The organism is Mesorhizobium sp. M7A.F.Ca.US.010.02.1.1 (genome assembly GCF_004023085.1).
Lineage (GTDB): Bacteria > Pseudomonadota > Alphaproteobacteria > Rhizobiales > Rhizobiaceae > Mesorhizobium.
Window position 1 is genome coordinate 85667 of the sequence record NZ_RZRV01000014.1, and the last position, 14562, is coordinate 100228.

Here is a 14562-nt window from a genome sequence, read left to right on the forward strand (position 1 = left end):
GTCCCAATTGCGAACTTGCCAGCGAAACGCGCACTTGTCACTGTCACCGCTGCAATGCTGGCGAATGCCGTGGAATTTGCCTAGGATCAAGTGATTATTGTGGCAGGGGGGCTGCATGCAAGACGTTGATGTCGTCATCATCGGTGCCGGCTCGGCGGGTCTTGCCGCCGCCAGGAGCTTGCAGGCGGCGGGACTTTCCTTCACGCTGCTCGAAGCGATGGACCGAATCGGCGGGCGAGCCTGGACCAGCGACCAGCATTTCGGCGTGCCTTTCGACATCGGCTGCGCCTGGCTGCATGCGGCCGACCGCAATCCCTATTTTCCCGAAGCCCAGGCGGCAGGCTGGACGTTGCATCATCACGACATGAACGTCGATCATCTCTACTACCGCGAGCGCAAGGCGAGCGAAGCGGAAGAAGCCGACATGAAGGCCGCCGACGCAAAGCTGTTCGAACTGCTGGCCAGGCATGAAGTGAAGGACGGAGATGACGATCGTCTTTCGGCGCTGTTGGCAAAAGGCCATGCACCGCGCGCCGCCGCCACCTTCGCCGGGCCGATGGATTTCGGTGCCGACGAGGACGAAATCTCGATCCTCGACTTCCAGGCCGCTGCCGATCTCGACCCGAACTACTTCAGCAAGGAGGGCCTTGGCGCGCTGGTGGTGCGTTTCGGCGCCGGCGTGCCGGTCGAACTGTCGACGCCGGTGCGCAAGATCCTGTGGGACGTGCCCGGCGTCGCCTGCGTCACCGATCGCGGCACCGTCCGCGCCAAGGCGGTGATCGTCACCGCTTCGCCGGCGGTGCTCGCCTTCGAAGAGATCGCGTTCTCGCCGGCCCTGCCCGACACGCATTTCGGCGCCTTCTTCGACCTGCCGATGGGCATGCTGACCAAATTGCCGGTCGAGATATCGGGCACCAGGCTCGGGCTGCAGCCCTTCGACGACCTGCTGATCGAACGGATGGCCAGGCACGACATCTATTTCCTGTGCTTCCCGTTCGACCTCGACCTGATGGTCGGCTTCGTCGGCGGCGATTTCGCCTGGGAAATGTCGGCAGCCGGCGAGGCGGCCGGCATCGACTTCGTCGTCGACCGGCTGTGTGGCATCTTCGGCGGCGATACGCGCAAGCACGTCGGACGCGCCATGATGACCAATTGGGGCGGCGAGCGCTTCGTGCGCGGCGCCTATGCCGCCGCCCGCCCCGGCCGTTCGCTGGCGCGCGCCGCACTCATGCAGCCGGTGGCCGACAAGATCTTCTTCGCCGGCGAGCACCTGGCCGGTCCTCTGATGCAGACCTGCGGCGGCGCACGGCTGTCGGGCGAAGCGGTGGCAAGACAGGTTGTCGCCCAGCTTGCGGCCAAATAGCTTCAGGAAAATGTGGAACACCGCGCGGCTGTTCGCGTTGGGCACGGGCCGCCGTGAACATCTATGTCACCTCCGGTGAATTGAGACCGACATGAAACTCTTCGACTGCCCCCATTGCGGCCATCGCATCTATTTCGAGAACGCCAAGTGCCTGAACTGCGGGAACCCGGTGCTCTACGATCCCGAGCACGCGCGCTTTGCGCTGGCGGGCGTCGACGGCGTCTTCCAGTGCACCAACGCCGACGAATGCGCCTGCAACTGGATGGCGGAACCGGGTCACGCTTTTTGCCGCGCCTGCGTGCTGAACCAGCTGATCCCGGATCTCTCCGTCGACGGCAACCGCCGCCGCTGGATCCGTGTCGAAGCGGCGAAGAAGCGCGCCATCTACTCGCTGCTGGCCTTCGGGCTGCCGGTAGTCCCCAAGCAGACTCCTGCCGACGAGGTCGGCCTGGCCTTCGACTTCCTCGCCGATCCGATCGGCGGCGGCCCTGGTGGCGAGCGGATCCTCACCGGCCACGACAATGGTTTGATCACGCTCAATGTCGCCGAGGCGGATTCGGCCGAGCGCGAGAAGCGGCGCGTCGAGATGGGCGAGAACTACCGCACCTTGCTCGGCCATTTCCGCCATGAGCTCGGGCACTATTACTGGGACCGCCTCATCCGCGACGATCCGCACAGGCTCGAAGCTTTCCGCGCACTGTTCGGCGATGACCGCGCCGATTACGAACAAGCGCTGAAGGCCTATTATGCCGATGGTGCGCCGCCCGACTGGCAGCAGGGCCACATCTCGGCCTATGCGACCTCGCATCCTTGGGAGGACTGGGCCGAGACCTGGGCTCACCACCTGCATATCACCGATACGCTGGAAATGGTGCACGCACTGAACTTTCCACTCGGCCGGCTGGAGACGGTGGAGGCCAACGACTTGCCGCGCGGCGACACCGGCGGCGAATTGCAGGCGGCACCCTCGGAGCCGGCGGCCGCGCCGGAGCCTTTCGAAAAGATCCTTGCCCGCTGGCTGGTGCTGTCGGAGGCCTCCAATTCGATCAACCGCTGCATGGGTCTGCCCGACCTCTACCCCTTTGTCATTTCGGACGTCACGGCGCGGAAATTGGAATTCGTTCACGAACTTCTGACCGATTTGCCGAAAGAACACGGAACAAATCGTGAGTTGGCGCAGGCGCTTTAGCGGGAACGCATGAGCTGCTGCCCCGTTTTCGCTGCCGAGGGACCATGAAAACGGAGAGAAACCATGAAATCCCTATTGTTTCCTGCGGTAGCCGGAATGCTGACCGTGATGTCGGGCGCCGCGTTTGCCGATACCGCCGTCTCAGCCGTCACCGATCTTAACGTGCGCGCCGGGCCTGGCCCGCAATATCCTGTGATCGGCGTGCTCGCCGCCGGTCAGTCGGCAACGCTCAATGGCTGCATCGAAAACAGCAAATGGTGCACCATAGCCGAGGCCGGCGGCCAGGGCTGGGTCTATTCCGACTATGTGACGGCCGATATAGGCGGCAGCCGGGTGGTGCTGACGGAACGGCGCTCTAGCGTTGCTGTCGTCTCGCCGCCGGAGGACATCGGCAACTACTCGACCGATTATACCGGCGCGATCATCGCCAGCGATCCGGTCGTGGATGACTTCCCTTCGCCCCCGGCTGAAGTCCGCACCTATGTCGACACGCATCGCCTCGATCCCATCTATCTCGAAGGCGAAGTGGTGACCGGCGCGACCCTGCCCGACACCGTCGAGCTGCGCGAGATTCCGGACTACAATTACCGCTATGTCTATGTGAACGGCCAGCGGGCGCTGATCGATCCGCAGACCCGACGCATCATGTACGTCGTTCGCTGACGACAAGCGGCACAAGCGGCCGCAGCGACAGCAGCGGCCGCCAGCAGGCGGCGCTGCCGCGCGGCGCTCTCCTGCGCCGACTTTGCTCTGGCTTAGTCTTTGCGGAAAACCATTCCGATTTTCCCGGCCATCGGTTAGTCAACAGGCGATGACTTTGGGAAGGGAGCCCGCGTGACCATCGATCCGGCCGCCTTCGAGCGTTACAGGCATTCGCCGAACTCCAGGACGACCTTACCGCGCCTGTTGCTCGGAACGGGGATCGTGGTCCTTTTTTGGGCAGCAACCACCGTGGCCGTGCTGGTCGGCGGCACCTATGCCTTCATCGCCTGGCAGGCGACCCCATCATCCGGCATTCAGGGCTTCCTCGCTTCGCCCCTCGGCATCCTCACCGCGCTCGTCTCGTTTGCCGGCATCTGGATCGGCCTGTGGGTCGCGATGCGCTGGGTGCATGGCGAGAAGCTGTCGGCGCTGCTCGGCAACAGCCGACGAGTTTCATGGCCCGGCTTCCTCAAAGGGCTGATCGCGGTGCTGATCACGTCGTTCATATCCGAAATCCTGCTCTATCTGCTGCAGCCGCAGATCACGCGTGGCCCGATCAGCCTGTCATCCTGGCTGCTGTTTGCGATCCCGATCGCCGCGCTTACCTTGGTGCAGACCTCTTCGGAAGAGCTGCTGTTTCGCGGCTACCTGCTGCGCGGTCTCGCCAGCCGGTTCACGAGCCCATTCGTCTGGGCCCTGCTGCCGGCCCTGCTGTTCACCTCGCTGCATTGGAGTGCGAGTTCGTCACCAGCCATCAATGCTTGCGTGCTGGCGTCGATCGCCGCTTTCGCGCTGCTGCTGACACTTGTCGTCTACGCAACCGGCAATCTCGGCGCCGCCTTGGGTGCTCATCTCGGCAACAACCTGACCGGGTTTCTCTTGATCTCGCATCAGGAAAGCTACAATTCCTTCGCCCTGTTCAATGCCAGGCCGCTCGAAGGACCGGGCTGGGCGACGTCGGATGCGGTTCTCATCGCCTTCATCGGCATCGCCTGCAGCCTGCTGACCATCGTGCTGCTTCTACATCCGCGTTCGCCGCTCAGGGTTGCCGCCGAATTTCCGGACCGGGCGAGCACGGCCTGATTGCAGGCCGGGAACGACGCAATCCGGTCTTTGTCTTGACTCCGTGTCCGATTTCCTGTCTACACGCCCCGAATTCCGCGACGAGTATCCCTCCGAGCAAGCCGACCAGGACGCCGAAGCCTCTTTGAGGTGAAGTGCTGTAAATCGATCCTGGAGGCCAACACCCGGCAGCGCTGAGCGCCCCCGGGTGCTTTTTGGTTTTGGCTTTTGGTTGGACACTGGGCGCGAACGCATTACCTCTCGGGCATCATCCGGATGCCAGGGAAAAGGAAAACGAATGTTTGAATCGCTACAGGAACGTCTTGGTTCGATCCTGAACGGCCTGACCGGCCGCGGAGCCCTGTCGGAGGCTGATGTCTCGGCGGCGCTGCGCGAGGTGCGCCGGGCGCTGCTCGAAGCAGACGTGGCGCTGGAAGTGGTGCGCTCCTTCACCGACAAGGTGCGCGAGAAGGCCGTCGGCGCTGCCGTGGTCAAGTCTATCAAGCCCGGCCAGATGGTCGTCAAGATCGTCCATGACGAACTGGTCGACATGCTCGGCGCCGAAGGCGTCGCCATCGATCTCAATGCCCCGGCGCCGGTCGTCATCATGATGGTCGGCCTGCAGGGTTCCGGCAAGACGACCACTTCGGCCAAGATCGCCAAGCGTCTTTCCGAGCGTCAGAACAAGAAGGTCCTGATGGCCTCGCTCGACACGCGGCGCCCCGCTGCGCAGGAGCAGCTGCGCCAGCTCGGCGAACAGGTCAAGGTCGCCACGCTGCCGATCATCGACGGCCAGTCGCCGGTCGACATCGCCCGCCGCGCCGTGCAGGCGGCCAAGCTCGGCGGCCACGACATCGTCATCCTCGACACCGCCGGCCGCACCCATATCGACGAGCCGCTGATGGTCGAGATGGCCGACATCAAGAAGGTGTCGAGCCCGCACGAAATCCTGCTGGTCGCCGATTCGCTGACCGGCCAGGACGCCGTCAACCTGGCCAAGAGCTTCGACGAGCGCGTCGGCATCACCGGCCTCGTCCTGACCCGCATGGACGGCGACGGCCGCGGTGGTGCTGCACTCTCCATGCGCGCCGTCACCGGCAAGCCGATCAAGCTGATCGGCACTGGCGAAAAGATGGACGGGCTGGAGGAATTCCACCCCAAGCGCATCGCCGACCGCATCCTCGGCATGGGCGACATTGTCTCGCTCGTCGAAAAGGCCGCCGAGAACATCGACGCCGAACAGGCGGCGGCGATGGCCAAGAAGATGCAGTCGGGCAAGTTCGACCTGAACGATCTCGCCGGCCAGCTTCAGCAGATGTCGAAGATGGGCGGCATGGGCGGCATCATGGGCATGATGCCCGGCATGGGCAAGATGAAGGACCAGATGGCCGCCGCCGGTCTCGACGACAAGATGTTCGGCCGCCAGCTCGCCATCATCTCGTCGATGACCAAGGCCGAGCGCGCCAATCCCGATTTGCTCAAGCATTCGCGCAAGAAGCGCATCGCCGCCGGTTCCGGCACCGACGCGGCCGAAATCAACAAGCTGCTCAAGATGCATCGCGGCATGGCCGACATGATGAAGGCGATGGGCGGCAAGGGCAAAGGCGGCGGCCTGATGCGCGGCATGATGGGCGGCCTCGCCTCCAAGATGGGCCTCGGCGGCATGATGCCCGGCGGCCCCGGGGGCATGGGTGGCGGCATGATGGGCGGCGGCATGCCGGACCTGTCGAAGATGGACCCTAAGCAGCTCGAAGCCTTGCAGAAGCAGGCACAGGCAGCCGGCCTTGGCGGCGGCATGAAAGGCCTTCCCGGCGGCGGTGGCCTGCCCAGCGGCGTGCCAGGTCTGCCCGGCGGCATGAAACTCCCCGGGCTTCCCGGCCTCGGCGGTGGCGGGCTGCCCGGCCTTGGCAAGAAGAAGTGAGGACGCCATGAACGAAGAGAAGGACATGGCCGACGCCCGCGCTCTCCTGGCCGATTACCGCGCCTCGATCGATAACATCGACGCGGCCCTCATCCACATGCTGGCCGAGCGCTTCCGCTGCACCAAGGCGGTCGGTGTGCTGAAGGCGACGCATGGCCTGCCCCCGGCCGACCCGGCACGCGAGCAGCAGCAGATCGCCCGGCTTCGCCAGCTGGCGAAGGATGCCCATCTCGACCCGGATTTCGCGGAAAAATTCCTCAACTTCGTCGTCCGCGAAGTGATCCGCCACCACGAACAGATCGCCGCTTCCAACGGCGTGATGAAAGCCGGCTGAGAAACCAGCCACCAACCGATCAACCAAATCAGCCTTTTTAGGAGAAAATAAATGCCCTTGAAGATCCGACTGGCCCGTGCGGGCTCGAAGAAGCGTCCTTACTACCACGTCGTCATTGCCGACGCCCGTTCGCCGCGTGACGGCCGGTTCATCGAATCGATCGGCTCGTGGAACCCGCTGCTGCCCAAGGACGGCGAACGCGTCAAGGTCGACGCCGACCGCGTCAAGCATTGGCTGGCGCATGGCGCCCAGCCGACCGACCGCGTGCTGCGCTTCCTCGACGAAGCCGGCCTCGTCAAGCGCGACGCCCGCTCCAACCCGAAGAAGGCCGAGCCGGGCAAGAAGGCGCAGGAACGTGCTTCGCTCTTGAAGAAGGCGCAGGAAGACGCCGCTGCCGCGGCTGCGGCCGCCGCAGCAGCACCGGCCGAGGCGGAAGCCGCCACCGCCGAATAAGTATTGCCCTATCGCATCCAGGAAAACGGCGGGCCAAGGCCCGCCGTTTTGCTGTCCGGTTCTGTCTGTAAGAGCTGCCTATCAATAACCGCTCGGGCAGCGGTCGATGTAGACGCGGCCCCGCCGATCGCGATAGCGGCATTCGCCGCTCTCGCTTGCCCGGCCGATCAGCGCACCGGCAACGGCGCCGACGGCGCCACCGACGACGGCGCCTTCAACCGGATCGCCAGCGACCGCCGCACCGACGGCAGCGCCACCGAGGCCGCCAACGGCCGCGCCTTTTTCCGTTTGCGAACAAGCGGCGAGCGGCACCAGAAGCGCCATCAAAAGCATCGTTTTCTTCATCGTCGTTCCTCTCCGATAGGAGCCGCCTCCGCCGCCAAGCGAATCTCTAACTCGCAACTCGGCGATTCGATCCCTAAGACATTGCCCGGCAAAGGGTTCCAGGCTTCGAGTTGAAAGCGATGCTTCGAGCGGATCTATCGGCTGAACGGGATCAGCGCGCGGACCCTGGCATCGCGCAGATACAGGCCACCCCACAGGATAATGCCGAGATAGACGCCGAACAGAATGTGCGAGAGCAGCGGGTTATCGACGCGGACATTGGTGGCGATGGCGCCGCCCATATAGGCGGTGAGCAGGATGGCGCCGAGCACCGCGCTGCGCGGCAAGGCGTAGAGCGCGGTCGAGATCAGGCCGATGACGCCAAGCATGCGCGCGACATTGGCATCGGCCGGCCAGCCGAGCGGCACCATCGTCTGGGTGACGACATCGAGCGGCGGCAGCTTGATGACGCCGTCGAAGATCATGAACAGCACGATGACGCCGCTGAGCACGCGGCCGGTCCACAAAGCGCCCGGCGAGACGGGCGCGGTTTCGGAAATGCTCATGGTGGTCCCTCCTGATGGTCGAGCCCTTTCGCAGGGGTCGACCCAAGGACGTGGCATGGGGCCGCGATCCGACAGCGGGGCGGATTCTTTTAAACCCGCGCGCCTTCGCCTACGAAAAATAGAACTTTTCCGCCGGGATCATCTTCGGCGGCGTTTCGCCCAGCGCCTCGAATACCGAGATCTCGCAGACGCGGCAGAGACCGTCGAGGGCGAGGTCGTTGGCCTCGGTGCCGAACGGATCCTCGAGCTCTTCCGAAAGCGCGTCGAGGCCGAAGAAGGTGTAGGCGATCAGCGCCGTGAACAGCGGCGTTGCCCAGCCGGCGGTCGAGATCAGGCCGATCGGCAGCAGCAGGCAGACGATATAGGCCGTGCGATGCACCAACAGCGTGTAGGCGAACGGCAAGGGCGTGCCGGCGATCCGCTCGCAGCCAGCCTGGATGGCGGCGATCGACGCGAGCCTCTCATCGAGGATACGAAAGCCGATCGTGTCGACGTCGCCCGCCCGGCGCTGGGCATTGGCACGCCGGCCCATGCGCCTGACCATCTCATCCGCCGGATTGGAAAAGGCTGCTGCCTTGTCCGCCTCGGCGTCGATGAAGGCACGGGCATCCTTCATGCTGTCGATCTTGCGCAACTGCCCGCGCAGGAAATGACAGAAGGCGAGCGCTTCCATCAGCAAGGCGCGCTGTTCGGTCTGGTCCGGTATGAGGCTGGTGGTGGCGCGTGCCAGGTTGCGCATTTCGAAGACCAGCGCGCCCCACAGCTTGCGCGCCTCCCACCAACGGTCGTAGGCGGCGTTGTTGCGGAACGAGAGATAGATCGACAATGTCACGCCGACCAGGCCGAAAGGCGTGATGTTGAAGACGCTGAAATCAAGCTGGAACCGGCGCGCCACGGCCAGGATGATCGCGGAACAAAGCGCGAAGCCCAATATCTGCGGCAGGATGCGTGGCACGACCGAACCGCGCATGATGAAGAACAGCTGTAGGAATGTGGGGCGCGGGCGAACGATCATCGAAGGCCTTTCACGGACCGCCATCGGCCCTCACCTCCTTTATTGTGCGATGCGACAGCTCTGCAAGCCCAGCCGCCAGCGACACCGCCATGTCGTCCTTGCAGGCTATCGGCACCCGACGGGCGTGGATATTGAGGAGTTGCGGGCTGCGGCCCACCACTTCAGTCGAGAGAAGAGAAAAATGACCGGCGAGACCGATCTGAAGACACTGCTGGCATCGATGACGCCGGAGCTGCTGGCATGCACCTATGTCTTCGCCACGCTGGCGCCTGGCGTCGTTCAGCCGGAAGGCCTCGAGCCGGTGATGGTGTTTCGTGAGCGCGGGGGCATGACGCTGATCGTAGACGAGGAGAAGGCCATCGCTGCGGCACTGACCGCGTCATTCCGCTGCCGGATGGTCACGCTCAACATCCATTCGTCGCTGGAAGCCGTCGGCTTTCTCGCCGCCATCACCACGCGCCTCGCCGCCGCCGGCATGGGCGTGAACCCGGTTTCGGCCTTCTACCACGACCATCTGTTCGTGCCGGTCGACCGGGCGGAGGAGGCGCTGGGGCTGTTGAACCAGCTGGCCAGGGAGAACAGAGCGTAGCGCATCGGCCAGAGCTGCCGATCTCCCCCTCGTGGGGAGATCGGCATCCATCAATGCCTTCGCTAACCTTCAGCACCCGGCCGAAGGCCGAGCCCGCGACTGCGGGCCGCCGGTCGTCCGGCGCCCCCGCGGAGGGCCCGCCGCGGCAGCGGCGATACGGCCCGTGAGCGAAAACTAAGCCGCCTTCTTCTTCGGCTGGATCAGTCCACGCTCGACCAGCAGCTCGGCGATCTGCACCGCGTTGAGTGCGGCGCCCTTGCGCAGATTGTCGGAGACGATCCACATCGACAGGCCGTTGTCGATGGTCGAATCCTCGCGGATGCGCGAGATGAAGGTGGCGTCTTCGCCGGCCGATTCCAGCGGCGTAATGTAGCCGCCGTCCTCGCGCTTGTCCAAGACCTGGCAGCCTGGGGCTTCACGCAGGATATCGCGCGCCTCGTCGGCGGTGATCGGCTTTTCGAACTCGATGTTGACCGCTTCCGAATGGCCGATGAACACCGGCACGCGCACGCAGGTCGCCGTCAGCTTGATCTTGGGGTCGAGCATCTTCTTGGTCTCGGCGACCATCTTCCACTCTTCCTTGGTGGAGCCGTCATCAAGGAAGACATCGATGTGCGGGATGACGTTGAAGGCGATGCGCTTGGTGAACTTCTTGACCTCGACGCCATCGGCGACGAAGACCGCGCGGGTCTGGGTAAAGAGTTCGTCCATACCTTCCTTGCCGGCGCCCGACACCGACTGGTAGGTGGCGACAACGACACGCTTGATGGTGGCGAAGTCATGCAGCGGCTTCAATGCCACTACCAGCTGCGCCGTCGAGCAATTCGGATTGGCGATGATGTTCTTGCGCGTGAACAGCGAGATCGCGTCCGGGTTCACTTCCGGCACGATCAACGGCACGTCCTGATCGTAGCGGAAGGCCGACGAATTATCGATGACGACGCAGCCCTGCTTGCCGATCTTCGGCGACCATTCCTTGGAGACGCTGCCGCCAGCCGACATGATGCAGATGTCGGTGTCGGAAAAATCATACTGGTCGAGCGTCTTCACCTTCAGCGTGCGGTCGCCGAACGACACTTCCGTGCCCTGGCTGCGCCGCGACGCCAGCGCCACGACTTCGCTTACCGGAAAGCCGCGCTCTTCCAGTATGTTGAGCATTTCCCGGCCCACATTGCCCGTGGCGCCGACGATCGCTACCTTGAAACTCATCGAAAAATCTCCTGTCCCTCTCCGCTTGGTTTTTGGAGAAACCCGCTGGCCGATGCGGGTTCCGTCCCCCGGGCCGAACCCGGGAGAGGGTGGTTAGGCCAAGGGAGTCACACCGTTTTGGTGGTGGTTTTGGTAGTTTTTTTGGCCAAGAATGGGGTTTTGCTGGAACGAGGGGACGCGCCGACGCGCCCGGCCCAATGATGTGCATTGAGGCTGGGGGCATCGAATGCAAGAAGAGCCATCAAAAGGCCGCGCATCGAAAAAACGATCCCGTTCAAAGCGGGCTTTTACGCGGTTTGCGTCAAGAGTCAATTGCGATGAGCGTCCTGTTGCCCTGTACAATCGCGGCGGCACGAAGTACGAACGGCATGACCATCCGGCTCATGGAGCGTCCCGACGCCCGCCGAAGACAGGCCCATTGCTGGGCATATAAGAATCCGAATTCCGAAAGAGTAAGATGTCCAACTTCGATGCACTCGTTCCCGCGCTGGCAAGGGCGCTGGAAAAACGCGGCTATTCCGAGCTGACGCCCGTCCAGAAGGCGGTTGTGGCGCCGGAACTCGGCGAGGCCGATGCGCTGGTTTCGGCGCAGACCGGCTCCGGCAAGACGGTGGCCTTCGGCCTCGCTCTGGCGCCGACCCTGCTTGAGGGCGCGGAGCGCTTCGGCCACGCCGCCGCACCGCTGGCGCTGGCGGTGGCGCCGACGCGCGAACTCGCCTTGCAGGTGACGCGCGAGCTGGAATGGCTCTACGAGTTGACCGGCGCAACCGTGGCTTCCTGCGTCGGCGGCATGGACATGCGCTCGGAGCGGCGTGTGCTGGAGCGCGGCGCCCATATCGTCGTCGGCACGCCCGGCCGGCTGCGCGACCACATCACCCGGCGCTCGCTCGACATGTCGGCGCTGAAGGCGGTGGTGCTCGACGAGGCCGACGAGATGCTCGATCTGGGCTTTCGCGAAGACCTCGAATTCATCCTCGACGCCGCTCCTGCCGAACGCCGGACGCTGATGTTCTCGGCCACGGTGCCGCGCTCGATCGCCACGCTCGCGCAGGGCTATCAGCGCGATGCGGTGCGCATCTCGGCCGCCGGCGAGGAGAAGCAGCATCTCGACATCGAATACCGGGCGCTGAGCGTCGCCCAGCCCGACCGGGAAAACGCCATCATCAACGTTCTGCGCTATTACGAAGCCAAGAACGCGCTGGTGTTCTGCAACACGCGTGCCGCCGTCAATCATCTGACCGCGCGCTTCAACAACCGCAACTTCTCCGTCGTCGCCCTCTCCGGCGAGCTCAGCCAGAACGAGCGCAGCCATGCGCTGCAGGCAATGCGCGACGGCCGCGCAAAAGTCTGCATCGCCACCGATGTCGCGGCGCGCGGCATCGACCTGCCCAACCTCGAACTGGTCATCCACGCCGATTTGCCGACCAACCCCGAAACGCTGCTGCACCGCAGCGGCCGCACCGGCCGCGCCGGACGCAAGGGCGTCAGCGCGCTGATCGTGCCCAACAGCGCCCGCAAGCGCACCGAGCGGCTGCTGCAGAACGCCGGCCTCAAGGCGACATGGGCGAGCCCGCCCTCGGCCGACGACGTGATGCGGCGCGACGACGAGCGCATCCTGGCCGATCCGGTTTTCGACGAGCCGGTGAAGGAAGACGAGCGCGGTTTCATCGACGCGCTGCTCGCAAGACATGGCGCCGAGCAAGTGGCTGCCGCCTTCGTGCGCCAGTGCCGCGCCAGCCGCTCGGCGCCCGAGGACCTCATGGAGATCGCGCCCTTCACGCCGTCGCGTGAAAGACCGGCAGGCGAAGGTTTCGCGCGCCGCGACGAGGCGCCCAGCCGCCGCGACGATTTCGGTGACAGCGTCTGGTTCTCGCTGTCGATCGGGCGCCGGCAAAATGCCGAGCCGCGCTGGCTCATCCCAATGCTGTGCCGCATCGGCAGCATCTCGAAGCGCGAGATCGGCGCCATCAAGATGCAGCCGGAAGAGACCTACGTGCAGATATCAGCCGACTGGGCCGACCGCTTCCTGGCCGCGATCGGTCCCGATCGCAAGCTGCAAGGCAACATCCTGGTGAAGCGGCTCGAGGGCACGCCCGATCTGTCGCGCGCCGGCTACCAGCCGCCAAGCCCCGACAAGAAGCCGCATCGCGGCAAGGCGCCGTTCGACCCCAACGCGCCGAAGCGCAAATTCGAAAAACGTGCACCAGCAGCAGTCGATCAGCGCCCGGCCACCGCGCATGAGGCAAAGCCATGGGCGAAGAAGCCGGGCAAGCCGAAATTCGACACCACCGGCGCGCCCAAGCACAAGAAGGCGAAGAAGCGGCCCACCTAGAGCATTTCACCGTTTCACGGAAACGGCGATCTGCTCTAACTCTTTGTTTTGACGCAATTCTAGACGGAAAACCGCTTCACACTTTTCCTAGAATTGCTCTAGGACTTCGGCCGGAGCGACGCGCTTGCCTGCAGGCCAGCCTTGATGGCAGCCCAGCTGGCCGATGCCGCCGTCGGGCGATGCTGCTTTGCGATGCGTTCCGTCAGCGACGAGCGCCAGTCCGGGTCTTCCGCCATCCTGCGGATTGCAGCGTACCAGCCGGCCTGGTCATTGGAATCGACCACCGGCATCAGCCCGCCGCTCGCCTCGATCAACGCCGGCGCTGTCGAGACGATGACGGGAACGCCGAAATCGAGACATTCCGAGGCGCCGTAGCCCCAGCCCTCGATATGCGAGGGAAAGACGCCAAAGGAAGCGCTGCGATAATATCGGATGAGCTCCTCATCGCTGATCGCTCCGGTGAACGTAACCCGCTCAAGCAATCTCGGATGGGCCTTGAGATAGGCGCGCAGCGGATCGATCATCCAGCCCCAGCGCCCGGCGCAGACGAGCCGCGGCAGCTTGACGCCCTCGTCGAGCGCCTGCTGCCATATCCGTGCCAGCAGGATGTGGTTCTTGCGCACTTCGATGGTCGAGCAATAGAGCACGAACGGCTCGTCGGCCTCGATGCGCGAAGTCTCGCCCATGCGCGAAGCCGTTTCGTACAGGATGGACGGCATCGGAAACCGATATACCACCGGCTGCGTGACGCCTGCCTGTTGCATATGATCGGTCAGCGTCGCACCAACTTCGTCGGATGCACAAAATGCCGGCGCGCCGGAACGCACGAGGTGCTCGAGATATGACCCGTAGCGAGCCTCGCCAGGGCTCATACCAACCATGTCGGGGCGCAGTGTCGGGATGAGGTCGTGGCAAAGAAACGCAAGGCCACCGGCGCGCCCGGAGACGGCGGCTCGGTCGTCCCCGGTCAGAATGTGATGGCTGATCAGGACAAAGCCGCGTTCAGTCTCGTCCGGTTGGCTTGGAACCTGACGCGGGGCCGACCGGGTCCGCGCCCGCTGGTACAGCCGATAGGCCCGGATCAGCAGCCTGGTCGCCTGATAGGCAATCCCTTTGCGGCCATGGGTCACCGTCTTTGCGAGATGGCGGTCGGCGTCGCGCTTGCCCCATGGCTGCTGCCTCACCGCTTCGAGGGCCTGCGACATCGCCGTGCGTCTCCCAGGCCATCGTTTGAGGCGCCAGGGTGAAATCTCGCCCGTCGCGACATGGTCCTGCTCGAAAGGAGCGAGGGGGCGAAACCGGCCTTCCCACGGTCGGAACGCCACCACCTCTACGCAAGGGTCGGGATCGGCCAGGGCTGCGCTGACGAGAAAGCTTTCCACCCGCGGGATGCCGACAAGTCCCTGGCCGGACGGCCAGAACGTTAGGCCGGTGGCGTCGATGGCCAGCCTGGGAGGTCTTTCCACTCCATCTTCAATCACGGTTTTACTGTCAGGACTCTCG

14 protein-coding genes are annotated in these 14562 nt (G+C 64.3%); 9 read left to right on the plus strand and 5 right to left on the minus strand.

All coding sequences use genetic code 11. The features are described from left to right. The first annotated feature begins 115 nt into the window (after positions 1-115). The 7 genes from EOA19_RS17195 (at position 116) to rpsP (ending at position 7024) form a co-directional block, all read left to right on the plus strand. The gene (locus EOA19_RS17195) at positions 116-1363 is read left to right on the plus strand and encodes an NAD(P)/FAD-dependent oxidoreductase (RefSeq protein ID WP_128304287.1); all 1248 of its coding nucleotides are present in this window, start codon (positions 116-118) and stop codon (positions 1361-1363) included. 91 nt (positions 1364-1454) lie between these two features. After that, the gene (locus EOA19_RS17200) at positions 1455-2552 is read left to right on the plus strand and encodes a putative zinc-binding metallopeptidase (RefSeq protein WP_128304288.1); all 1098 of its coding nucleotides are present in this window, start codon (positions 1455-1457) and stop codon (positions 2550-2552) included. 63 nt (positions 2553-2615) lie between these two features. After that, the gene (locus tag EOA19_RS17205; protein WP_023811326.1) at positions 2616-3215 is read left to right on the plus strand and encodes a DUF1236 domain-containing protein; all 600 of its coding nucleotides are present in this window, start codon (positions 2616-2618) and stop codon (positions 3213-3215) included. A gap of 171 nt (positions 3216-3386) precedes the next feature. Further along, complete coding sequence (locus tag EOA19_RS17210) at positions 3387-4337, plus strand: CPBP family intramembrane glutamic endopeptidase (RefSeq protein WP_128304289.1); 951 nt, start codon at positions 3387-3389, stop codon at positions 4335-4337. 277 nt (positions 4338-4614) lie between these two features. Next, positions 4615-6237 carry a signal recognition particle protein gene (ffh, locus tag EOA19_RS17215; protein ID WP_128304290.1) on the plus strand — a complete coding sequence of 541 codons (1623 nt, stop codon included), beginning with the start codon at positions 4615-4617 and terminating at the stop codon, positions 6235-6237. A gap of 7 nt (positions 6238-6244) precedes the next feature. Beyond that, positions 6245-6571 carry a chorismate mutase gene (locus EOA19_RS17220; RefSeq protein WP_023811329.1) on the plus strand — a complete coding sequence of 109 codons (327 nt, stop codon included), beginning with the start codon at positions 6245-6247 and terminating at the stop codon, positions 6569-6571. A gap of 51 nt (positions 6572-6622) precedes the next feature. Further along, positions 6623-7024, plus strand: a complete 402-nt coding sequence (gene rpsP / locus EOA19_RS17225; RefSeq protein WP_023811330.1) for a 30S ribosomal protein S16 — start codon at positions 6623-6625, stop codon at positions 7022-7024. 81 nt (positions 7025-7105) lie between these two features. On the opposite strand, the gene EOA19_RS17230 is transcribed toward rpsP, so the two are convergent. From EOA19_RS17230 to EOA19_RS17240, 3 genes are all read right to left on the minus strand, one after another. Continuing rightward, complete coding sequence (locus tag EOA19_RS17230; RefSeq protein WP_023811331.1) at positions 7106-7369, minus strand: YMGG-like glycine zipper-containing protein; 264 nt, start codon at positions 7367-7369, stop codon at positions 7106-7108. Positions 7370-7503: 134 nt separating this feature from the next. Further along, positions 7504-7914, minus strand: coding sequence for a DoxX family protein (locus EOA19_RS17235; protein ID WP_128304291.1), 411 nt, complete (start codon positions 7912-7914; stop codon positions 7504-7506). A 109-nt stretch (positions 7915-8023) separates the two neighbouring features. Next, positions 8024-8953 carry a bestrophin family ion channel gene (locus EOA19_RS17240; protein ID WP_245486200.1) on the minus strand — a complete coding sequence of 310 codons (930 nt, stop codon included), beginning with the start codon at positions 8951-8953 and terminating at the stop codon, positions 8024-8026. 157 nt (positions 8954-9110) lie between these two features. Between EOA19_RS17240 and EOA19_RS17245 the strand changes: the two genes are divergently transcribed. Continuing rightward, positions 9111-9518, plus strand: a complete 408-nt coding sequence (locus EOA19_RS17245) for an ACT domain-containing protein (protein ID WP_128304292.1) — start codon at positions 9111-9113, stop codon at positions 9516-9518. 174 nt (positions 9519-9692) lie between these two features. Here the strand turns inward: EOA19_RS17245 and EOA19_RS17250 are convergent, their stop codons facing one another. After that, positions 9693-10727 (minus strand): aspartate-semialdehyde dehydrogenase, encoded by a 1035-nt coding sequence (locus EOA19_RS17250; RefSeq protein WP_023814446.1) that lies wholly within the window; start codon positions 10725-10727, stop codon positions 9693-9695. A gap of 457 nt (positions 10728-11184) precedes the next feature. On the opposite strand from EOA19_RS17250, the gene EOA19_RS17255 reads away from it, so the two are divergent. Next, positions 11185-13059, plus strand: coding sequence for a DEAD/DEAH box helicase (locus EOA19_RS17255; RefSeq protein ID WP_128304293.1), 1875 nt, complete (start codon positions 11185-11187; stop codon positions 13057-13059). A 98-nt stretch (positions 13060-13157) separates the two neighbouring features. Here EOA19_RS17255 and EOA19_RS17260 read toward each other — a convergent pair whose 3' ends face one another. Then, a complete protein-coding gene (locus EOA19_RS17260) occupies positions 13158-14525 on the minus strand; it encodes a glycosyltransferase (protein ID WP_245486202.1) in 1368 nt (455 codons plus the stop codon). Positions 14526-14562 lie beyond the last annotated feature (37 nt).